Annotated in this window: 23 protein-coding genes; 14 read left to right on the forward strand and 9 right to left on the reverse strand. The window is 59.3% G+C overall.

The features are described 5' to 3' along the window. The first annotated feature begins 4 nt into the window (after nt 1-4). The 4 genes from TSACC_RS10990 to TSACC_RS11005 all read left to right on the forward strand — a co-directional run bounded on the left by TSACC_RS10990 (nt 5) and on the right by TSACC_RS11005 (nt 2767). Nucleotides 5-466 carry a Na+/H+ antiporter subunit E gene (locus tag TSACC_RS10990; RefSeq protein ID WP_169809613.1) on the forward strand — a complete coding sequence of 154 codons (462 nt, stop codon included), beginning with the start codon at nt 5-7 and terminating at the stop codon, nt 464-466. Next, nucleotides 463-774, forward strand: coding sequence for an MrpF/PhaF family protein (locus TSACC_RS10995; protein WP_084400390.1), 312 nt, complete (start codon nt 463-465; stop codon nt 772-774). Before TSACC_RS10990 ends, TSACC_RS10995 begins: the two co-directional genes overlap by 4 nt. Further along, nucleotides 771-1106 (forward strand): cation:proton antiporter, encoded by a 336-nt coding sequence (locus TSACC_RS11000; RefSeq protein WP_075079344.1) that lies wholly within the window; start codon nt 771-773, stop codon nt 1104-1106. The genes TSACC_RS10995 and TSACC_RS11000 overlap by 4 nt, the downstream gene beginning before the upstream one ends. A gap of 77 nt (nt 1107-1183) precedes the next feature. Further along, the gene (locus tag TSACC_RS11005; RefSeq protein WP_075079345.1) at nt 1184-2767 is read left to right on the forward strand and encodes a glycoside hydrolase family 32 protein; all 1584 of its coding nucleotides are present in this window, start codon (nt 1184-1186) and stop codon (nt 2765-2767) included. 24 nt (nt 2768-2791) lie between these two features. Here TSACC_RS11005 and TSACC_RS11010 read toward each other — a convergent pair whose 3' ends face one another. Next, nucleotides 2792-3661, reverse strand: coding sequence for a nitrilase-related carbon-nitrogen hydrolase (locus TSACC_RS11010; RefSeq protein ID WP_075079346.1), 870 nt, complete (start codon nt 3659-3661; stop codon nt 2792-2794). 105 nt (nt 3662-3766) lie between these two features. Between TSACC_RS11010 and preA the strand changes: the two genes are divergently transcribed. Together preA and hydA are read left to right on the forward strand one after the other, a co-directional pair. Then, nucleotides 3767-4864, forward strand: coding sequence for an NAD-dependent dihydropyrimidine dehydrogenase subunit PreA (gene preA / locus TSACC_RS11015; protein WP_075079347.1), 1098 nt, complete (start codon nt 3767-3769; stop codon nt 4862-4864). 1 nt (nt 4865) lies between these two features. Next, on the forward strand, nt 4866-6239 hold the full coding sequence (gene hydA / locus TSACC_RS11020; protein WP_075079348.1) for a dihydropyrimidinase: 1374 nt from the start codon (nt 4866-4868) through the stop codon (nt 6237-6239). Here the strand turns inward: hydA and TSACC_RS11025 are convergent. Genes TSACC_RS11025 through gatC form a run of 5 tightly spaced genes read right to left on the reverse strand, consistent with a single transcriptional unit; the run spans nt 6223 to nt 9655 of the window. Continuing rightward, nucleotides 6223-6549 (reverse strand): hypothetical protein, encoded by a 327-nt coding sequence (locus TSACC_RS11025; protein WP_075079349.1) that lies wholly within the window; start codon nt 6547-6549, stop codon nt 6223-6225. The two genes, hydA and TSACC_RS11025, sit on opposite strands and share 17 nt — an antisense overlap. Continuing rightward, the gene (locus TSACC_RS11030) at nt 6549-7304 is read right to left on the reverse strand and encodes a hypothetical protein (RefSeq protein WP_075079350.1); all 756 of its coding nucleotides are present in this window, start codon (nt 7302-7304) and stop codon (nt 6549-6551) included. Before TSACC_RS11030 ends, TSACC_RS11025 begins: the two co-directional genes overlap by 1 nt. 45 nt (nt 7305-7349) lie before the next feature. Further along, the gene (locus TSACC_RS11035) at nt 7350-7916 is read right to left on the reverse strand and encodes a class I SAM-dependent methyltransferase (protein WP_075079351.1); all 567 of its coding nucleotides are present in this window, start codon (nt 7914-7916) and stop codon (nt 7350-7352) included. Next, on the reverse strand, nt 7917-9368 hold the full coding sequence (gene gatA / locus TSACC_RS11040) for an Asp-tRNA(Asn)/Glu-tRNA(Gln) amidotransferase subunit GatA (RefSeq protein WP_075079352.1): 1452 nt from the start codon (nt 9366-9368) through the stop codon (nt 7917-7919). Continuing rightward, nucleotides 9368-9655 (reverse strand): Asp-tRNA(Asn)/Glu-tRNA(Gln) amidotransferase subunit GatC, encoded by a 288-nt coding sequence (gatC, locus tag TSACC_RS11045; protein WP_075079353.1) that lies wholly within the window; start codon nt 9653-9655, stop codon nt 9368-9370. Before gatC ends, gatA begins: the two co-directional genes overlap by 1 nt. A gap of 114 nt (nt 9656-9769) precedes the next feature. Between gatC and TSACC_RS22610 the strand changes: the two genes are divergently transcribed. Genes TSACC_RS22610 through TSACC_RS11080 form a run of 7 tightly spaced genes read left to right on the forward strand, consistent with a single transcriptional unit; the run spans nt 9770 to nt 16665 of the window. Next, a complete protein-coding gene (locus tag TSACC_RS22610; protein ID WP_153811396.1) occupies nt 9770-10795 on the forward strand; it encodes a LuxR C-terminal-related transcriptional regulator in 1026 nt (341 codons plus the stop codon). Between the two features lie 49 nt (nt 10796-10844). Then, a complete protein-coding gene (gene glnT / locus TSACC_RS11055; RefSeq protein ID WP_075079355.1) occupies nt 10845-12197 on the forward strand; it encodes a type III glutamate--ammonia ligase in 1353 nt (450 codons plus the stop codon). Between the two features lie 3 nt (nt 12198-12200). Further along, a complete protein-coding gene (locus TSACC_RS11060; RefSeq protein WP_075079356.1) occupies nt 12201-12905 on the forward strand; it encodes a type 1 glutamine amidotransferase in 705 nt (234 codons plus the stop codon). Beyond that, on the forward strand, nt 12902-13693 hold the full coding sequence (locus tag TSACC_RS11065; protein WP_084400392.1) for a creatininase family protein: 792 nt from the start codon (nt 12902-12904) through the stop codon (nt 13691-13693). Before TSACC_RS11060 ends, TSACC_RS11065 begins: the two co-directional genes overlap by 4 nt. A gap of 37 nt (nt 13694-13730) precedes the next feature. Beyond that, complete coding sequence (locus TSACC_RS11070) at nt 13731-14696, forward strand: ABC transporter substrate-binding protein (protein ID WP_101927839.1); 966 nt, start codon at nt 13731-13733, stop codon at nt 14694-14696. A gap of 60 nt (nt 14697-14756) precedes the next feature. Beyond that, nucleotides 14757-15794 (forward strand): ABC transporter permease, encoded by a 1038-nt coding sequence (locus TSACC_RS11075; protein ID WP_075079357.1) that lies wholly within the window; start codon nt 14757-14759, stop codon nt 15792-15794. After that, complete coding sequence (locus TSACC_RS11080) at nt 15781-16665, forward strand: ABC transporter ATP-binding protein (protein WP_075079358.1); 885 nt, start codon at nt 15781-15783, stop codon at nt 16663-16665. Before TSACC_RS11075 ends, TSACC_RS11080 begins: the two co-directional genes overlap by 14 nt. Nucleotides 16666-16672: 7 nt before the next feature. On the opposite strand, the gene TSACC_RS11085 is transcribed toward TSACC_RS11080, so the two are convergent. The 3 genes from TSACC_RS11085 to TSACC_RS21290 form a co-directional block, all read right to left on the reverse strand. Next, complete coding sequence (locus TSACC_RS11085) at nt 16673-17179, reverse strand: hypothetical protein (RefSeq protein WP_075079359.1); 507 nt, start codon at nt 17177-17179, stop codon at nt 16673-16675. Between the two features lie 121 nt (nt 17180-17300). Continuing rightward, a complete protein-coding gene (gene trpB, locus TSACC_RS11090; protein WP_075079360.1) occupies nt 17301-18512 on the reverse strand; it encodes a tryptophan synthase subunit beta in 1212 nt (403 codons plus the stop codon). Nucleotides 18513-18515: 3 nt separating this feature from the next. After that, a complete protein-coding gene (locus tag TSACC_RS21290) occupies nt 18516-19529 on the reverse strand; it encodes an A/G-specific adenine glycosylase (RefSeq protein ID WP_084400617.1) in 1014 nt (337 codons plus the stop codon). On the opposite strand from TSACC_RS21290, the gene rnhC reads away from it, so the two are divergent. After that, the gene (gene rnhC, locus TSACC_RS11105) at nt 19513-20433 is read left to right on the forward strand and encodes a ribonuclease HIII (RefSeq protein ID WP_075080690.1); all 921 of its coding nucleotides are present in this window, start codon (nt 19513-19515) and stop codon (nt 20431-20433) included. The two genes, TSACC_RS21290 and rnhC, sit on opposite strands and share 17 nt — an antisense overlap. Nucleotides 20434-20444 lie beyond the last annotated feature (11 nt).

Genomic DNA, 20444 nt, shown 5'->3' on the forward strand with positions numbered 1-20444 from the left:
AGTCATGCATCTCCTCATTGCCCTGGTGGCGATGTTCCTGAGCGGCAATACCACCCTGGGGGGACTCGCTCTGGGCCTCGTGGGTGGATTTGCCCTCATGGCGCTCTTTCGCAGTGCGCTCGGGTGTCAGCACTACATTCGACGGGTGGTGGCAGTGCTGGCCTTTGGGTTCATTTTTCTCCAGCAGGTTGTTTCATCGAATCTCCGCCTCGTCGGTGCGGTTCTGCGACGCGATGCCGGTTCGCTTGAGGGTGAGTATATTTCCTATTCCGTGGAAGGCTTGACCAAGCTCGAGGTACTGCTCATTGCGCAATGCATCAGCCTCACTCCTGGCACCATCGTTGCGGACAAGAGTGCCGACGGTCGAGCCCTTATCCTGCATACCTTTGCATCGGGCAGTCCGGAAGAAATTCGCAACGCTCTGGACGAAGGACTAAAGCGCCCCATCCTGGCAATCACACGATGATGACCATAGTTGTAATCCTCGCTCTCGCGCTCTTGATTGCCGCCTCCATGCTGGCCCTGGTGCGCGTCTTGATGGGACCCACCATTATTGACCGCATCATCGCGTTCGATCTCGTCGCCATCAGCATTGTTGGAATGATGGTGATCCTATCCGTCTGGTGGAAAACCCAGCTCTTCATTGAGATCATGCTCATCTTCTCGCTGCTGGGCTTTGTCGGCACGGTCGCGTTTGTTTGCTATCTCCATAACGACCCCTCAAAGCTCAAGCGAGTGGGGAAGAAGGAGCCATCAAAAAAGGAGACGCCATGATACGAGAAATCCTCATTTCAATCCTGCTGATTGTCGGAGCGCTATTGATCTTTCTGTCTGGTTTGGGGCTTATGCGGTTTTCGGACGCATTGTGCCGTTCTCACGCTCTGGCCAAGGCGAGCACATGTGGCATCTGCCTCATGCTGGCTGCACTCGTTTTCGCTCTCAATAACGAAATCTCCGGCCTCAAGATCTTCCTGGTGATGACGTTTACGCTGCTCACGATTCCGCTTGCCGGACATCTCACTGCCCAGTTGGTCTACCGGCACGAGCAGGGGAGCTTGAAGCCTTCATCAAGGTCAAAAACAGGGAGTTCATCCGGAGGAAGCTAGATTTTTCCTCACGTCAACGGTTTGAAACGTTGCTGCGTTTACGTGTGCAGCGCTGACAGCGAAAAGGCGGCGACGATATGAAATCGGTTTTGCTTTCGGTTCGGCATCGCTGGTTGCTGGTTCCCTCCAGTCGGGGCGTCACCCGGCATCGCGTGCAAATTTACGAAGGTGGCAAACTCCTTCATGATTTCGTGTCGCCTCTTGCCAGCGCCGAGGTGGAGTGGTGGGCGCCGATCGACCTGGTCTCTTCGCTGGGGAGGCAGATAACCCTGACGTCGGAAGACGAAACACTATTCGATCTCGTTCGATGGACCCAAGAGCGTCCCAGTCCATGCGACCTTTACCGGGAGCCTCTTCGTCCTTTGTTCCATTTCTCCTGCCGTCAGGGCTGGTTGAATGACCCGAATGGCCTCGTCTGGTATCGCGGCGAGTATCATCTCTTTTATCAGCACAATCCCTATTTCACTGACTGGGGAAACATGCACTGGGGCCACGCCGTCAGTCGGGACCTTGTTCACTGGACGGAACTCGACATCGCTCTTTTCCCGGATGAGCACGGAGCCATGTTCAGCGGGTGCGCCGTCTGGGATAAGGAAAACACCAGCGGCCTCGACCCCGATGGCTCCATGGCTCTGCTCTACACCGGGGCCAAGGAAGACTCCGTCCAGTGTCTCGCTCATTCCTCCGACGGGCGGGAGTTCATCAAGTACTCCGGCAATCCGGTCATTCCCACCATCGAGAGAGGCAATCGCGATCCGAAGGTGTTTCGTGACGATGCGCGCGATCGCTGGTTGATGGCTCTTTATGTCCCGGATGGAGCTAGGCACGCGATCCATCTCCTCTCATCCCGCGACCTGAAGCGATGGACGCCTCTGAGCCGCGTGCTGGGCGGGGAGGGGAAGGATGCTTTTCTCTTTGAGTGTCCAGACATGTTCCCTCTGCGTTGGCAGGATGAGGAGAGGTGGATCCTTATCGGAGCCGATGGGCAATATCTCATCGGCTCTTTTGACGGTACCACCTTTGTGCCGGGGACCGAGCCACTGCGTTCGATTTTCGGCACTTCCTACTACGCGGGCCAGACCTTTGATAGTGAACCCCGCGACCGCCGGGTGCTCATCGGTTGGCTGCGGGGTCCGGCAAATGGAGGGACGTTCAGCCAATGCATGTCCCTGCCACTTGAGGTGTCACTGGCTGAGGGCGACGATGGCCCTCGCATCGCTCTCAATCCCGTGAGCGAGGTGGAAACATTGAGGAAACCTGAGCAAACCTGGCCCGGGGTTTCGCTCGAGGAGGGACAGCGCGAAGTCCTGGCGGAAGCCATGGATGGCTTCGCTTTGAGTATCGTGATCAGCGAAGAGAATGATGGGCATCTCGCCTTGCAGGTCGGAGAAATCGGGCTCCTCTACGATCCGGCTTCTCGCCAGCTCTCCTGCGGGGAAACCTCGGTGCGGATTCCCGGAAAAGCTGCTGCGCTCGATATTCGAATCTATGGGGATCGGACAACGCTGGAAATCTTCGCTGCGGGAGGCTTGATCTACTGGCCGATCGCCGATGCGGCGACATCGCGTTCATTGAGTGTCGAAGCCCGGCGCGGGCGCGTTGATCTGGCAATGATTTCCCTGAGCAGGATGAAATCATCGTGGCCCGGCGCTCTGGACTGAGCGCCGGATACGATTTTTGGAACCTTAAAGCTCGGTAATCGGCTCGTAGGTCTCCGGACGCCGGTCCCGGTAAAACTGCCACACATTGCGGACTTCCTGGATGAGATCCAGGTCGACTGTCTCGACCAGCACCTCGTCCTTGTCGCGGGATGCCACCGCCACCATCTGGCCGCGCGGGTCGCAGATGTAGGAGGAGCCGTAGAATTCCCCAATGTTCCAGGGCTTCTCCATGCCCACGCGGTTGACCGCGCAGAGGAAGTATTGGTTCGCCACGGCATGAGCTGGCTGCTCCAGCTTCCAAAGATACTCGCTCAGGCCCGCGACAGTCGCCGACGGATTGAAGACGATCTCTGCGCCATTCAGCCCGAGGCAGCGCGCACCCTCCGGGTAATGGCGGTCATAGCAGATATACAGGCCAACCTTGCCCACGGCAGTTTCAAAAACGGGATACCCGAGGTTGCCTGGCCGGAAGTAGAACTTCTCCCAGAAGCCAGGCTGGCAATGCGGCAGATGGCTCTTGCGGTACTTGCCCAGCCAGGTGCCGTCGGCATCGATGATGGATGCCGTGTTGTAGTAAACCCCGGTATTCTCCACTTCGTAAATGGGGACGATGAGCACGATGCCGAGGCGTTTGGCCGTCTCGATCATGAGTTGGGTGGTTGGGCCGTCGGGGATTTTCTCCACCATGTCGTACCACTTCATCTCCTGCTCCGCCGCGAAGTACGGGCCAAAAAACAGCTCCTGGAGACAGACGATCTGAGCGCCGCGTTTTGCGGCCTCCTCGATGTAGCCGATATGTTTCTCGATCATCGCCTGCTTGATCACCTTCGGGTCGGCGTCACCCGAGTGTGTGCAAGTGGCCTGGATGAGGCCGATGCGAACGTTGCGTGCCATCTGACCATCGTTGCGATCTTCCGCGGGTGGTGCAACTGGATTTGAGAAATTGCGATGGATTCCCGAGGCAAAAGGGGGAATTCTTTCCCTTTAACCCAACGCTCAATGCCCACGCTTGCCACTACCGTCGATGGCCTGAAGCTCCCAAACCCGTTCCTGATCGCCTCAGGCCCTCCAGGAACCAATTTCAACGTCATCAGCCGCGCTTTCCGGGAAGGATGGGGCGGTGTCGTGGCCAAGACCGTCAGCCTGGATGCTTCCAAGGTCATCAACGTCTCCCCGCGCTATGGCAAACTTCACGCCGCCGATGGCCGCGAAGTTGTGGGATGGGAGAATATCGAACTCATCAGCGACCGCCCGCTAGAGATCTGGCTGGAGGAGTTCAAGAAGTGCAAGGACGCCTTCCCCGATCGCATCCTCATTGCCTCGATCATGGAGGAGTACCGTCGCGATGCCTGGGTGGAAATCATCGAGCGTTGCGAGGCGGCAGGCGTCGATGGGTTTGAGCTCAACTTCTCCTGCCCTCATGGTCTGCCGGAGCGAAAGATGGGCTCCGCCATGGGCGAGAACCCCGACATTCTTTCCGAGGTTTGTAGCTGGGTGATGGCCGCAGCCAAAAAGCCGGTATGGGCCAAAATGACGCCAAACGTCACTCATATCGAATCCCCGGCGCGTGCTTCTCTCGCGTCAGGCTGTCACGGTATCAGCGCCATCAATACCATCCGCTCGGTCATCGCGGTGAACCTCGATACACTCCGACCCGAGCCTACGGTGGAGGGTTATACGACTCCCGGCGGCTATTCTTCGAAGGCCATCCGCCCGATTGCGCTCCGCATGTGCATGGAAATTGCGACCATGATCCGCAACGAATTCCCCGGCCGAACCCTGTCCGGCATCGGTGGCATCGAGTCCGGCCACGACGCTGCACAGTTCATCCTTCTGGGTTCCGACACCGTGCAGGTTTGCACTGGCGTCCTGAAGCACGGCTACGAGCTGATCCATTCGATGAAAGAGGAACTCCTCGCCTTCATGGAGAAACACGGCTTTGAAACGCTCGAGGACTTTAAAGGCAAGAGCCTCCAGTACTTCACCACCCACGCGGAACTCGTCCGCCTCCAGCGCGAGGCCAAGAAAAAGGCCGAGACCGACGGGGACTGGAAGAGCGAAACCTTCGTGGCGCAATCCCACGCCCTGAGTCGCTGACATGGCCCTCCTCATTAAAAACGGCGAAATCGTCACCGCCGACTCCCGCTACGTGGCGGATATCTGGTGCGAGGGAGAAACCATCACGCACATCGCTCCCGACATAGAGGTTCCCGCCGGGGCGGAGGTGATCGATGCCTCGGGCAAGTACGTCTTCCCCGGTTTCATTGATCCCCACACCCATATTTATCTCCCGTTCATGGGCACCTATTCCAAGGATGACTATGAGTCCGGGACCAAAGCGGCCCTCATCGGCGGCACCACGACCATCTTCGATATGTGCACGCCGGGGCGGGGAACGACTCCGCTGGAGGGATTTGAAACCTGGACCCGGCAGGCCTCCGGCAAGGCGGCGTGTGATTACGCTTTCCATGTTGGGGTGGCGGGGTTCGACGAGAGTACTCCGGCTCAATTGCGTGAAATCGTTGCGAAGGGTATCGGGTCCTTCAAGATCTTCCTGGCCTATAAGGGGGCGTTGGGAATCGACGATGAAGAGCTTTACGAAACGTTGCGTATTGCCAAGGAACTGGGCGTCATCACCGCTGCTCATTGTGAAAATTCCACCCTTATTTCGAGCCTGCAAAAAGACCTCCTTGCGCGCGGCGTGACTGGAACGGAGGGACATCATGCCAGCCGTCCGCCACGGGTGGAAGCCGAAGGGGTGCATCATCTGATGACCTTTGCGGAGCTTACCGGGGCTTCGGTGTACATTGTGCACCTGAGTTGCGTGGAGGCATTGGAGGAAGCCCTTCGCGCCCGCCTGCGGGGTGTGGATGTTTCGATAGAAACGCTTATCCAATATCTGCTTATCGATAAAAATTACGCGGAATTAGGGAATTTTGAAGGAGCCAAATATGTGATGTCTCCGCCCCTTCGCGACGCCAGTAATCAGCCAATTTTGTGGAATGCCCTGCGTCAAGGCCTCATCCAGACCGTGGCAACCGACCATGCGCCTTTCGACTTTTTCACACAGAAGCGTATGGGCGAACATGACTTTACCAAAATCCCCAATGGCATCCCGGCCATCGAGGATCGGGTGAATCTGCTCTATACCCATGGCGTGGCTGAGGGCCGCCTGGACCTCCAGACCTTCGTGGCGGTGGCGAGCACGAACGCCGCCAAGACCTTCAACCTCTTTCCGCGCAAGGGAACCATTCAGCCCGGTTGCGATGCTGACTTGGTGGTTTATGATCCGGCCTATCGCGGGACGATCTCCGCTGCCACCCAGACCCAGAATGTCGATTACAACGCTTTCGAGGGTTGGGAGATCAAAGGCAAGCCGACCCATGTCTCCGTACGCGGGCAGCTCGCTGTCCGGGACGGGAAGTTCGTGGGGACGCCGGGCCGGGGCCGCCTGCTCAGGACAACACGCTGAGCAGCGAGTCCAGGTGAATGGCCATATCGGGCCGTGTTCCCGCCCAGGGAAACACGGCGTCGATCTCCTCGGGAGAGACGGATTCCTCCAGAGGTTCGAGTCTTTTTAGTACGCTTGTAAGCGCGGGAGCGAACAAGGAAGCATCCTGACCAATACAAAAGTCGAGAACCTTGGGCGGTTTATTGTTCACCCCCATGCGTACGCGCATTCCAGACGCGTAAGCGTTCAGGCCTAAATCCCACGCCCCGCCTTCGGAGGTCAGCCGCAGGTCGCGGTAATGCTCGTTTGGCTCGATGCGGTGGAAGGTCACTATTCCTTGCTGCGGTCTGGGTGACCCCACCAACTGTTCTTCCGCTTGCCGTCGTAGTGTTTCTCGATCAGGCGCACGGCGTCTTCCAGCGATCCATCGGCCGGAGCCCACTCCTTCACATCGGGAAAGTCGATGGAGGCGTTGCGATTCTTGGCATCGCTGCGGAAACGAATCGGGCACCAGAAGGACTCAATGTTGCGAAGCATCTCGCTGCCCAGGCTCCAGAGCCCCGTCATCCAATCACAGTACCAGCACCAGAGCAAATCGTAGCCGACCAAGCCATCATATTTGTGGCGCGACAAATTGACCCACTCGCTTTGCTTGTAGGTGGGGAGCTTACCGATGCCGGCCACGATGGGGTAGAGGACGAGTTCCGTAGCGCGGATCGCCACGAAGGCGAGCACGGCCGGAGTCTGGAGTAAAAGGCACACCTGATTGCGGATCGGTCCCAGCACATGGGCCTGGGCATCGGTGAGGGTGCGCCCCTTCTTGCCGCGAATGGCTCGGTGCACCAGGCAGAAGAAATGGAGAAAGAGAAGCTGGGCGACGACGGCGGCAAAAAATCCGCGCCATCCGTCCCAGGTCGCGCCGACTGCCCACGGCACCCAGGTGTAAAGGCTGACAAAAGCGTCGAGCAGCGGAGCCTCGGTGATCTTCTCCGAGATGGCATAGGCGATTCGCGTCAGAATCGCGGCGACGATGAGTCCGCAGAAAACAGTTCCGAGGACGCAAAAAAAGGCGGTCACTTCAAGCATCCCGCCAGCATGCCGAGGAGCTGGCTCCTCGGCGATGCAAAATCTCTAGCGGGCGGCTTGCGCCTTCTTGAACTCCAGCACGTTGATCGGCGGGACGTTCAGGGCGCAGTATTCCTTGTCGTGCAACTCAAAGAGGTGGCTCTCGTCGCACAGCTGGGTGGTCACCTGATAGGTGATGAACCTGCTCTCCTCGTGCATCGCATCTGAGATGCTGCCGAGGAGCTTGCCGCGGGCTTCCTCGGGAATTACGAGGAAGGGCAGACCGGAAACGATATAGTCGCAATGTGTGATCCCATGCTCGGCGAGGACGTCGGGCATCTCGGTGGCGTTCCTGTGCAGGATCGTCACGCGCGGGTCATGGGCGAATTGCTTGCGCAGGTGCGCCACGAACTCCTCGTCCAACTCGAAGGCAAAGAGGCGGGAGTTCTTATCCATCCGCTTCACGATCTTGCGGGTATGGCAACCCTCGCCGGGTCCGAGTTCCACCACCACACGGGGCTTGGAGAAATCCAGGCGACGGGAGGTTTGGCGGGTGAGGAATGGTGAACTGGGCACGATGTAGCCAACCTGCAAGGGATTGGCCAACACGCGCTTGAAGAAGAGTAGACTCATTTATTTAAGGGGAGCGACCTGTTTATTCCAGCCTGAGAGTCGCTCGTAGGCATCTGCCACCCCGAGGAGCCTGCTTTCGTCGAGCGATTTGCCGAGGAATTGGAGTCCGACCGGGAGTTGCTTCCCGCCTTCTTCCACAAATCCACATGGAACGCTGATGCCGCAGATTCCAGCCAGGTTGGCTGCAATGGTGAAAATATCCGCCAGGTACATGCGCAGCGGGTCGCTCGTGCGCTCGCCAATCGGGAAGGCCAGATCAGGCGAGGTCGGGCAGACGATGGCGTCGACCTTCTCGTACGCGGCTTCAAAGTCGCGCCGGATGAGCGTGCGCACCTTTTGCGCACGGAGGTAGTACGCATCGTAGTAGCCGCTCGACAGGACATAGGTACCCAGAATGATACGCCGTTTTACCTCACTGCCAAATCCCTCCTCGCGCGAGCGCAGGTAGAGATCCATCAGATCCTTCGGCTGATCGGCTCGCTTGCCGTAGCGCACGCCATCGAAGCGGGCCAGGTTGGCCGATGCCTCGGCGGTGGCGATGATATAGTAAACCGATACGGCGTATTCCGTGTGCGGGAGCGAGATTTCCACCAACTCCGCCCCGGCGGCTTCGCATTGGCGGATGGCTTCCTCGACCTTGGCGCGGACCCGGGCATCCATGCCGTCGACGAAATATTCCTTCGGAATACCGAGTTTTACGCCCTTCAGGTCACGACCGAGCTGGGAGGTGAAATCCTCCGTCGGCAAATCGAGCGAGGTCGAGTCGCGCGGATCGCGTCCGGCGATGGCGTTGAGCAGCAGGGCGCAATCCTTCGTCGTGCGGGCAAATGGCCCGATCTGGTCGAGCGAAGACGCAAAAGCGATAAGGCCGTAGCGGGAAACGCGGCCATAGCTGGGCTTGAGGCCCACGCAGCCGCAAAGGGCGGCGGGTTGGCGAATCGATCCGCCCGTATCCGATCCCAGCGTAGCCGGAACCTCCAGCGCAGCCACGGCAGCAGCGGAACCACCCGACGAGCCACCCGGAATCCGGGAGGTATCCCATGGGTTGCGGGTGACCTGGTAGGCCGAGTTTTCTGTCGACGATCCCATGGCGAACTCGTCCATGTTCAGGCGGCCGAACGGAATCGCACCCGCCGCTCGGAGCTTGGTAATCACCGTGGCGTCGTAGGGCGAGGTGTAGCCGGTGAGCATCCTCGAGGCAGCCGTGCAGGACTCGCCCTTGACGTTGATCACGTCCTTGATGCCGATGGGCACGCCGCCCAGCGGGAGGGAGATGTCGGCGGTTTCGGCAGCTTTCCTGGCTGCTTCAAAATCGCGGGAAAGGAAAGCCTGCACCTGCGGCTCGACGGCCTCGATGCGTTTTTCCAGCGCCGTGATGGCGTCGACGGGGGTGAATTGACCGGCGCGGAAGCCAGCCTGGAGTTCGGCTGCGGAGAGAGTGGTCAGATCCATTATTCGAGAACCTTCGGGACGATCAGGAGATTGTTAGCGGAGCGCGGGGCGATGCCGAGGAAGGCTTCGCGCGGCAGGCTTTCACCCGGCACATCGTCGCGGGTGACGTTAAAGACCGGATACGTGTGGGCGGTGGGTTCCACGTCCGAGACATCCAGCTTTTTGAGATGCTCGATATGCTCAAGGATGCGACCGAGCTGGTCTTGGAATGTGGCGACCTCCTCATCGGAGAGCGCGAGGCGGGCCAGGGTGGCGACTTTGCGCACGTTCAGATCGGGTGAGCTCATGACGAAAAGGGAATCACACTGCCCAGCGCGGGCGGGGAGGGAAAGTGTAAAGCGTCGCCCCGAGGGCGATTTTTGCGTTTTTTCAACTCGGTACGGAATTTGCTTTATGAGGGCATGGACCACCCAAAAACAGCCGCTTCACCGCAAAGTGCGGGGCATTTGGCTGGCCTTCTCGCCTCGCTGCATGCCCTCGGAGTCCGAAACCGCGAGGTCTATAATGGCGTTCTTCGCTCAGTGCTCGACGCAAATCCGCACTTCCTTGGGGTGTGGTCGGTTTGGCAACCCGATGCCCTCGATGGCCGGGACCATGAATATGCCGGTGCGCCGGGACATGATGAATCCGGTCGCTTTGTGCCGCTGTGGCATCGCTTCGGCGGAGAGGTGCAGCTTGAGCCCAATACCGACTACGATGAACCTGGCGCCCAGTGGTATCGGCTTCCGGCCTGTCGCGGTAGCCAGGTCGTAATCGATCCGTACGAATACCGGGTCGGCGGGGAAAATCTCTTTATCGCCAGTCAGGCGGCCCCGATCAAATTCGGCGGTCGCTGCGTGGGCGTGGCCGGATTTGATGTTCACATGGATGTGCTCATCGACGCGGAAGTCCTCCCGCGCAATGTGGAGCCGATCGAGAATGCCCTGAACCGTCACCACGTCATCCTGGACGATGGGGGCGATGTCCGGTTCTGGAGTCCTGTTACTCGCCAGCTCATCTGGCGCTATGTCGGCGGACGTCCCGCCGGGCAAAGCGAACTGCCTGCGCCCTTGCACGAAATGGTCGCTTCCCGATTGCAAAATCCGTCGCGGCGTGGAGCGTCCTGGACTTTTCCGAAGGGAACGAGGGAGTTGGTAATACGATTCACGCGCCACCCGCATGCGGGTTGCGGCCTTCTCCTGGTGGAGGAGCGCGGCCTGGAATGCGCACCCATGGCGTCCGAGAGCGGGCTGAGCCAGCGGGAACGCGAAGTGGCCGACTGGATGTGCCAGGGCAAATCCAATGAGGAAATCTCCATCATCCTCGGGATCAGTGCTCACACGGTGAAGAACCATCTGGAGAAAATCTTTCGTAAACTCGGGGTGGAAAACCGCCACGCCGCAGCACTCGCCTTTCAGCGCGAATACGCTGAATCAGCCGCCTCATAGGAAGGTCTTCCTATTGTTGTATAGGAAGGACGGAGGCAGTGTGCGAACCATGTCGGATGTAAAAGCAATCAAAGAGGATCTTCAGGGAAAGGGTGTGAAGTATTGCATCGGCGCTTACGTGGATATCCACGGTGTTCCCAAGGGAAAAGTGGTGCCCATCTCGCACTTTGAAAGTTTTGCTTCGGGTTCGGAGCTTTACACGGGCTACGCGCTCGACGGCCTCGGTCAGAGCCCCAACGACGATGAGATCGCCTCCGTGCCTGATCTGGAGCGAGGCATTCAGCTTCCCTGGCAAAAGGAAGTCGCCTGGTTCCCGGCAGACAATACCTATCACGGCGAGTCTTATCCGCTGAATACGCGCAATGTCTTGAAGAGCGTTCTCGCCCGTGCGGCGGAGAAGGGCTGGAAGTTCAATCTCGGCATCGAATGCGAGGTGTACTTTCTTAAGCTAACAGACGACGGCAGACTCGAGGTTGCTAACAAGGACGACAACCTTTCCAAGGCCGCCTACGATGTGAAGCGGTTCCTTGATAGCTATCCCATGCTGGACGAAATCGCCGGGTACATCGACGACCTGGGCTGGGGGCTGTATTCCTTTGACCACGAGGATGGCCACGGGCAGTTCGAGTTTGATTTTGGCTATTCCGATGCGCTGACCATGTGCGACCGCTACATCTTCTTCCGCTATATGGCGAAGCAGGTCGCGGCGAAGTATGGACTCATCGCCACCTTCATGCCGAAGCCCTTCGGCGACAAGACGGGCAATGGGGCGCATTTCAATATGTCGCTTGCCAGCCTGGAAACCGGCGAAAATCTCTTCAAGCAGGCGGATCGCAGCGACCCGTACAGCCTCGGGCTGTCCGCGCTGGGCTATCAGTTTACCGCTGGCATCCTGCGCCACGGCCAGGCCCTTTGCGCGGCTTGGGCTCCAACGGTGAACAGCTACAAGCGCCTCGTGCGCCGCGGCCTTATGGGCTACTACTCGTGGGCTCCGGTCTTTAACTCGTTCGGCACCAACAATCGCACCAACTCGGTCCGCATCCCCATGGCGGGAGGACGGGTGGAATCGCGCAATGCCGACTCGAGCTGCAATCCCTATCTCGCCGCCGCCCTCGCGCTTGCTGCCGGGCTTGAGGGCATCGAGCAACAGCTCGATCCCGGGCCGCCGCGCACGGAAAATCTTTATGAACACACGGATGCCGAACTCGCTGAACTCGGTGTCCAGCATCTGCCCAGATCGCTCGGCGAGGCTGTTGCGGCCTTCGATCGCGACCCATTCGTCGAGCAGATTCTCGGGGCGGAACTGAAGAAGGAATTTATCACTTACAAATCCGCGGAGTGGGAGGAGTACAACCTCACTGTCACGCCGTGGGAAATTCATAAATACGCCCGCCTGTACTGACCCATGCGCTCAAAGAAAGTCCTGTTCGTCCAACACGGAGATACCGATAAACCCGGCCTGCTCGGTGAAGTTCTCACCCAGCGAGGCATCAGCCTTGATGTCTTGAGGTCCGACCTCGGCCAGCAGGTTCCCGTGACGTTGGAAGGATACGACGGACTTGCCCTTGGCGGCGGAGCGCAGGGTGTTTACGAGCAGGATCAATATCCCTATCTCGGTGCGGAGACGAACCTGGTGCGTCAGGTCGTCTCGGAGGGGAAGCCGATCATCGGCTTGTGCCTGGGTGCTCAGTTGATGGCGGCAGGGCTCGGCGCGGAGGTGCGCAAGGCTCCGCATCGCGAGGTGGGGTTCTATCGTGTCACGCTTGATCCCATCGCGGACTACGACCCCATCTGGGGCGGTTTGCCGAAAGACTTCGTCACTACGCACTGGCATGGCGACGTGTTTGAAATTCCGGTTGGCGGCATGCGGCTCGGCTCTTCGGAACTCACGCCGAATCAGCTCTTCCGCTACGGGCATTCGCTTTACGGCATGCAGTTCCACTTGGAGATGACACCTGAGATCCTCTCCGAGATGGTGGAGGACTCCCGCGACTACCTCACAGAATCGGGTGTAGATCCCGACATCATGATGTCGCAAGGAAAGGAATGCCTCCCTGTGCTGCGCGAAACGGCCATCGAGGTATTCACACGCTGGAGTGATCTCTTATGATTTACGGACCGGGAGATTCACGCAAGCCGGTGCGGCTCGAGCACCTTTCCTGGACGCGCATTCGCGACCTCCAGGCAGGCGGCGGCGATATGCTTCTCCTTCCGGTCGGAGCCACGGAACAACACGGGCCGCATCTCCCGATTAATACCGATACCGTAATCGCCACCGCAGCCTGCGACTACGCCTCCGCCGCAACCGGAGTGCCAGTATTGCCTGCTCTTTCCTATACGGTGTCCGTCGGTCACACCGAGAGATGGCCGGGGACCTTTTCGATTTTCCACGAGACCTTCATTCATACTTTGCGCGAGATTGCGGCCTGGGCCGTCGCGACAGGATGGAAGCGCCTTCTTCTCGTGAATTCCCACTTTGGCAACGATGCCTCGCTCCGCGTCGCGGTGGATCGCCTCCGCTTCGATTACGTCAACCGGCTCCAGATCGCCACGCGCAACACCTTCAATCTCACGCCGTCCATCTGGGAGTATTTCATCAGCGACGCCGCCGATCTGCACGCCAACAAGGCCGAGACCGATCTCATGCTGCACCTCGCACCGGACTCTGTGGACATGTCGGTCGCCGAGGATGATCCCGACCGCACGACCGAGACGATATTTAACTACATGGTCGCCAATACGAGCATGAATGGCGTCACCGGCAACCCGACCGAAGGCACCGCCGAACGCGGAAAGCTGCTCTTTGAGGAAATCGGCGAAGCCCTCGCCGCGATTGTGGAAAAAGCCCGCCGCGAGACCGCCCCGGTCGAATGGCATCGAACCGCCGGAGTCTTTTGAACCCCTCGAACGATCCAACAACAAACGGAGAACAACCATGATGAAGAAAACACTGATGGGTCTGCTCGCTGCCGCGCTTTGTGGCGGTGTCGCGCAGGCGGAACCCCTGAAGATCGGTTACAGCGACTGGCCGGGCTGGGTGGCCTGGGAGGTTGCGATCCAGAAAGGCTGGTTCAAGGAAGCCGGCGTGGATGTTCAATTCGAGTGGTTCGAGTACGTGCCCTCGATGGAGGCCTTTGCCGCAGGCAAGCTCGACGCCGTCTGTATGACAAATGGCGACGCTCTCGTGACTGGCGCAACCGGCGCGCCGAGCAAGACGATTCTCATCAATGACTTCTCGAACGGCAACGACATGATCGTCGGCCAGCCCGGCATTGAGAAGCTGCAGGATCTCAAGGGCAAGAAGGTCGGCGTGGAAGTCGGCTTCGTCGACCACCTGCTTCTACTCAAGGGCCTCCAGGCTGTAGGCATGAAGGAATCCGACGTCGAGCTCGTCAATGTGCCGACTGGTGAAACTCCCAAGGCACTCGCCTCCGGCGATGTCGCCGCCATCGGCGCCTGGCAGCCGAATTCCGGACAAGCCCTCAAGGCCGTCCCCGGTTCCAAGCCGATCTACACCAGCAAGGACGTTCCCGGCCTGATCTACGACGTGCTCGCCGTTAGCCCGGCCAGCCTCTCGGCTCACCCGGAGGAGTGGAAAAAGATCGCCCAGGTTTGGTACAAGGTCGTCGACTACTTCTATGATCCCGCCACGCATGATGATGCGGTGAAGATCATGGCCTCCCGCGTGAATCTCTCGCCCGAGGAATATGCGAAGTTCGTCAGCGGCACCAAGATCCTCAAGCTCGACGAGGCCAAGAAGGTCTTCAAGAAGGGCGAGGGGCTGGATTCCGTCTACGGCTCGAATGTCGTGGTCGATGAGTTCAACGTCTCCAACAAGGTCTACGACAAGCCGCAGCCCACTGCGGACTACATCGCTCCGGCCATCACGGACTCTCTGTAAGATAATAGCGAATTCGGACCGGTCGCTGACGTCCCTCTGCGGCCGGTCCCACCACTACTCATGAGCAAGGGAAAGAAATGGCTGGTTCCATTCGGGACGCTCCCGGAGTCGCGGCAGTTGATTCTGCTGTGGATCTCCTTTGCCCTCCCGCTGGCGGTCTGGGCGATCGTTAGCTACGTGCCCTTTGTTTGGCATCCGCTGGTCAAGATCGATGATCCGGGCGATGTATCGTATTTCACCCGTGACGCGCTGATTGAGCGGACCACTTTCAAAGCCGAGAATGCCAAGCTGGCAACCTCGGGTGGTCATCTCGCTACTGGCACCCCGGCGAATCCGGTCTTTCTTCCCGCCCCTCATGAGGTCGCGGTGGCCTTTTATAAGAGCTTCACCACCCCGCCCAAACGCAAGGGCGAAAAATGGCTGCATGAAAGCCTCTGGCAAAGTATCCAGGTCATCTTCTGGGGCTTTCTCTGGAGTTCTGTCGTCGGGGTGCCTCTCGGCATTCTTTGTGGCACATTCCCGTTTTTTTCCCGCATCACCGAGCCCTTCGTGGACTTTACCCGCTACATGCCTGCGCCCGCCTTCGGCGCACTGGCGGTGGCCGTTCTCGGCATCTACGATGCGCCCAAGATCGCCATCATTTTCATCGGCACGTTCTTCCAGCAGGTGTTGGTCATAGCCAATACGACGCGCAAGCTCGACACCTCGCTCGTTGAGGCCGCGCAGACCCTCGGGGCCAATCGCCGACAACTCGTGTTTCGCGTCGTCGTGCCCGGCATCGCGGTCGATCTCTACAATGACATGCGCATCCTGCTCGGGTGGGCATGGACCTACCTGATCGTGGCGGAATACATCGGCGCCAGTTCCGGCATCACCTTCTTCATCAACCAGCAGGCGAAGTACCGCATCTACGACAACGTCTTTGCCGCCATCATCATCATCGGCATCATTGGCTTCACCTCCGACCGCATCCTCGACTGGGTCGGACGCCAGATCTTCCCATGGCAGAAGGGAGCAAAGAAATCCCTGATGCGCGCCATCCTCGATCGTCGTCGCAACAGCACACAGAACACGGAGACAGCCAATGCAAACGCTTAACCTGCCCAGCCACCTGGACCAGAGCCCGGAGGTCGCCGCGCGATTCTCCAAGCTCAAGAGCCGCCCGGTCATTCTCGACGTCAACCATCTGAACAAGACGTTTCACACCCACACGACGCTCAATGACATTTCGCTCCAGGTTTTCCGCCGCGAGTTCATGTGCGTGGTCGGCCCGTCCGGTTGTGGCAAGTCCACCCTTATCCGTATCATCGCAGGGTTGGAGACACCCACATCCGGCGATGTCTTGTTGGAGGGAACCCAGGTTTCCGCTCCGGGTTCGGATCGCGGCATGGTCTTCCAAGGCTACACGCTCTTTCCGTGGCTCACGGTGAAGAAGAACGTCATGTTTGGCCTGGAGATCGGTGGGCGTTCCTCCACGGAGTCGGAAAGCGAAGCTCGCCAGTGGATCGATCTCGTCGGCCTGAGCAAATTTGAGAACTCTTATCCGCACGAGCTCTCCGGCGGCATGAAGCAGCGTGTCGCCATCGCGCGCGCTCTCGCCAACAATCCGCGAATCCTGCTCATGGACGAGCCCTTCGGCGCACTCGACGCTCAGACCCGCTGCAAGATGCAAAGCTACCTGCTGGAGATCTGGAAGCGTGTCGACGTCACGATCATGTTCGTGACCCATGATCTCGACGAGGCAATCTACCTCTCCGACCGCATCCTGGTGCTCGGCACGAATCCGAGCCGCATCATGGAAGTCATCGAGGTTCCCGTCCCGCGTCCGCGCAGTTCCAGCCAGTTCCTATCACCCGAGTTCCTGGCCACCAAGGCCCGCCTGGAGGAGTTGATTCACGGCCCGGAGGAAGCGGAGGCCATGCCGCTGCCGAAGATCCGCCTCACTCATGCGGGTGATGACGTGGAGTAGGCGAGCTTCAGGAAGCCGGCTTCCCGTTGGCATCCAGTGGTGTGAGTTTCAGAAACAGGGTGCCGGGAACAGCTTGCCCTAGCTCGATGGGGATCTCGGTGTTGGCTGAAACCGTCCCGGAAAAGAAGGTTTCGAAGCTGACAAAGCTTTTCGGGGAAAGCGATTCTTTACTTTCGAGGACATCCGGTTTGCGGAGCAGGCTCATTCCGGAAATGGTGCATTTCCCATCTTTGTAAGCAGCGGTGATTTTGATGCTAGCTCCGGCTGAGGCTTCATGGGACTCGTCTCCAATTGGAAATATGTATTCCCCGTTTACATGGACGGTTGCGATCTTGCCTGACTTAACAGTGATGCGGGGCATGGCAAGATTGGCTGGTTCGTCCTTGGAAGCGCCCTCAACGATGCCCGGGTCGATGCCTTCATACCTCGCGGCTATTTCGATTTGAGTGACTTGAGCGCAAGCGATGGATGTAAGTGCCGCGGTGATCGCCGCCAGGGGGGTGATAAACTTCATTTGATGGAGGGAATGCCGCCCGCCTACGCTGATCCATCTGCTTTGTAAAGAAGTTATATGGTCGGCGGAGCTTTCGCGACCGGCAACTAAGCTTAGAATCTCTTGGATGGCCGGGACTCAGCTACACGCTCTTCTTTAGCAAAATCTCCGCGGCCTGCGAGACGTCCTTGTCTCCGCGACCGGAGAGATTGACGATCACGAGCTGATCGGGGCTCATCTTGGGTGCGACCTTTATCGCGTGAGCCACCGCATGGGAGGACTCCAGCGCAGGGATGATTCCCTCGACGGAGGCGAGCGTACGGAAAGCCGCCAGCGCCTCATCATCCGTGGCGTAGTCGTATTCTGCCCGACCGATTTCGCGCAGGTAGCAATGCTCGGGTCCCACCGCGGCGTAGTCGAGACCGGCCGAGATGGAGTGAGTCAATTCGATCTGCCCGTCCTCATCGGCGAGCAGCCATGTCTTGGCCCCCTGGAGCACGCCGAGGCGTCCACCCTGGAAACGCGCCGCATGGCGGCCCTTGATGATGCCTTCGCCGCCGGCTTCCACCCCCACGAGACGCACGGAGGAGTCTTCGAGGAAGGGGTAAAACAGGCCGATGGCATTGCTGCCGCCGCCCACGCAGGCCACGAGCAGATCGGGGAGGCGATTCTCCTTTTCAAGAATCTGCCGCCGAGCTTCGTCGCCGATGATACGGTGGAAATCTCGCACCATCACAGGGTAGGGGTGGGCGCCGTAGGCGGTGCCGAGAATGTAGTGGGTCGAGCGGACATTCGTCACCCAGTCGCGCATCGCTTCGTTGACCGCTTCCTTGAGCGTGGCCTGTCCAGCAGTCACCGGCACCACTTTCGCGCCGAGGAATTCCATGCGGGCCACGTTGAGCGCCTGGCGCTTCATGTCCACCGCACCCATGTAAATCACACACTCAAAGCCAAAGCGCGCCGCCACCGTGGCAGTCGCCACGCCATGCTGGCCCGCGCCTGTCTCGGCGATGACTCGCTTCTTGCCCATGCGGCGGGCGAGGATGGCCTGCCCGATGGCATTGTTGATCTTGTGCGCGCCGGTATGCAGGAGGTCCTCTCGTTTGAGGTAAATCTTGGCTCCGCCGAGGTGCTTGGTCAGGCGCTCGGCATAGTAGAGCGGCGTTTCGCGGCCGCAGTAGTCGGTCAGGAGGTTCATGTACTCCTGCTGAAATGCCGGATCGTCCTTGGCCTTCAGGTATTCCTCCTCGAGCTCCTCGAGCGCACTGTAGAGCGTCTCCGGGACGAATTTGCCCCCGTACTGGCCGAAGTGACCGGTGGCATCGGGCGCGTAGACAGGTGAAGGAGAGGACATAAGTCAGCCAATATGCCCGTTTCTGATCAACGCTGCAACAGCTCGCCGATGCGGAGATGGCATCGGGGGCAATTCCGTCAGGGAAAATCCCTTGAAGAGTTCACTTGTCCTTCGCTCCGCATGTACGCTCATGGTCACGCGATACCGGGTGATTGGGTAAATCTCGGTGTGCAGAAGCCGACCGCCGCCGTCCGAGGGAGGCAGCAGCCACATGCCTTTCCAGCGCGGACCATGGGACGGTTCCAGCCAAAGCTTGCCCCGATCAAAGACGCAGGCTCGGCTTTCCGCGATGAGTTCCACCTGGGGCCGTGCCCGTTTCACGGGTAACGCCTCCGGGTTTTCCGCCTGGCACTCAAGTCGCACCGGGCAGTCGTCGCAATCCGGATTCCGCGCTGTGCAAACCAGCGCGCCCAACTCCATCAACGCCGAGGTGTGGAGGCGCCCACCCTTTGCGGGCAGGAGCGCGTGAGCCGCCTTTTCGAGGAAAGTTTTCCCAGTCGCATCGTCGATGGGTTTTTGCCAGTTATTCAGGCGGGCCAGCACGCGGGCGATGTTTGCGTCGATTACCGTCTCCACCGCGTCGAAGGCGAACGCGGAAACCGCTCCCGCCGTGTAGTTGCCAACCCCCGGCAGCGCCCTCAGTTCCGCCCGGGTACTCGGCACGATGCCCCCATGGCACGCGATCACCGCCTTTGCTGCCGCATGGAGATTGCGGGCCCGACTATAGTACCCGAGTCCCTGCCAGAGATGTAGCACCTCTTCCTCGCTGGCCTCCGCGAGGTGCCGGACGGTCGGAAATCTCTCCATCCAGCGATGAAAGTACGGCTTTACCGCTGCCACCGTCGTCTGCTGGAGCATGAATTCGGAAACCAGGATGGCGTACGGATCGGTCGTCTCCCGCCAGGGGAGCTTCCGCCCGTTGCGCCGGAACCACTTGGCCAGCGACTGGCGAATTTTTTCCTCCGCCTCTGCCGTGCTCCGGGTATTACTGGGTGTTCCTGTGTCCGAAAAAGCCATCACTCTCTACAATACGCCGCTCACCTCTGAGCAAGCTGCGAAACTCAAGCTGCTGCTCCAGGCGGACGGTTACAAGTTCGAGACGCGTCCCTATACGCTTTTCTTTGCCCAGAAGGACAAATTGACCATCGCGGTGTATGAAAAAGGACCGAAGGTAGTTGTTCAAGGTCGTGGCACCGAGGAGTTTGTTCAGTATCGGCTGGAACCCGAGATCCTTGGTGAGGCCAAGCTCGGTTATGACGAGGTGCTCAAGCCCGAGATGTTCGAGCCGCACTTCGGCATCGACGAAAGCGGCAAGGGCGATTTCTTCGGCCCGCTCGTCATCGCCGGGGCCTACGTCGACCGTGATATCGCCCAGCAGTTCAAGAAACTCGGCATTACCGACAGCAAGCGCATCGGATCGGACAAGAAGATCCGCGATCTCGCCAAGGCTATCCGCGAATCCCGCACCCCGCAGAGTGTCGTCACCATCAGCCCCGAGCGGTATAACGAACTTTATAAAAAAATCGGCAACCTGAACCGCCTCCTCGCCTGGGGCCACGCTCGCGTCATCGAGAACCTCTGCGAACTGAAGCCCGACTGCCCGCGAGCTCTTTCTGACAAATTTGCCGACGTTCGCGTCCTCCAGCGCGCTCTCATGGAAAAGGGCCGCGCCATCACCCTCGACCAGCAGACCAAGGCGGAATCCGACTACGCCGTCGCCGCCGCCTCGATCCTGGCCCGCGAGAAGTTTATCGACTGGCTCGACGCCCACGGCAAGGAAGCCGGAGTGCCTCTCCTGCGCGGTGTTTCCAAGGCGGTAAAGGCCGCCGGACGCCAGATCGCCCAGCAGGGTGGAAGCGAGAGCCTCGCTCGCTTCGCCAAGATGCATTTCAAGACCGCGCAAGAGGTTCTCACCGATTAACCCCAAAAGAC

Source organism: Terrimicrobium sacchariphilum (assembly GCF_001613545.1).
GTDB classification, from domain to species: domain Bacteria; phylum Verrucomicrobiota; class Verrucomicrobiia; order Chthoniobacterales; family Terrimicrobiaceae; genus Terrimicrobium; species Terrimicrobium sacchariphilum.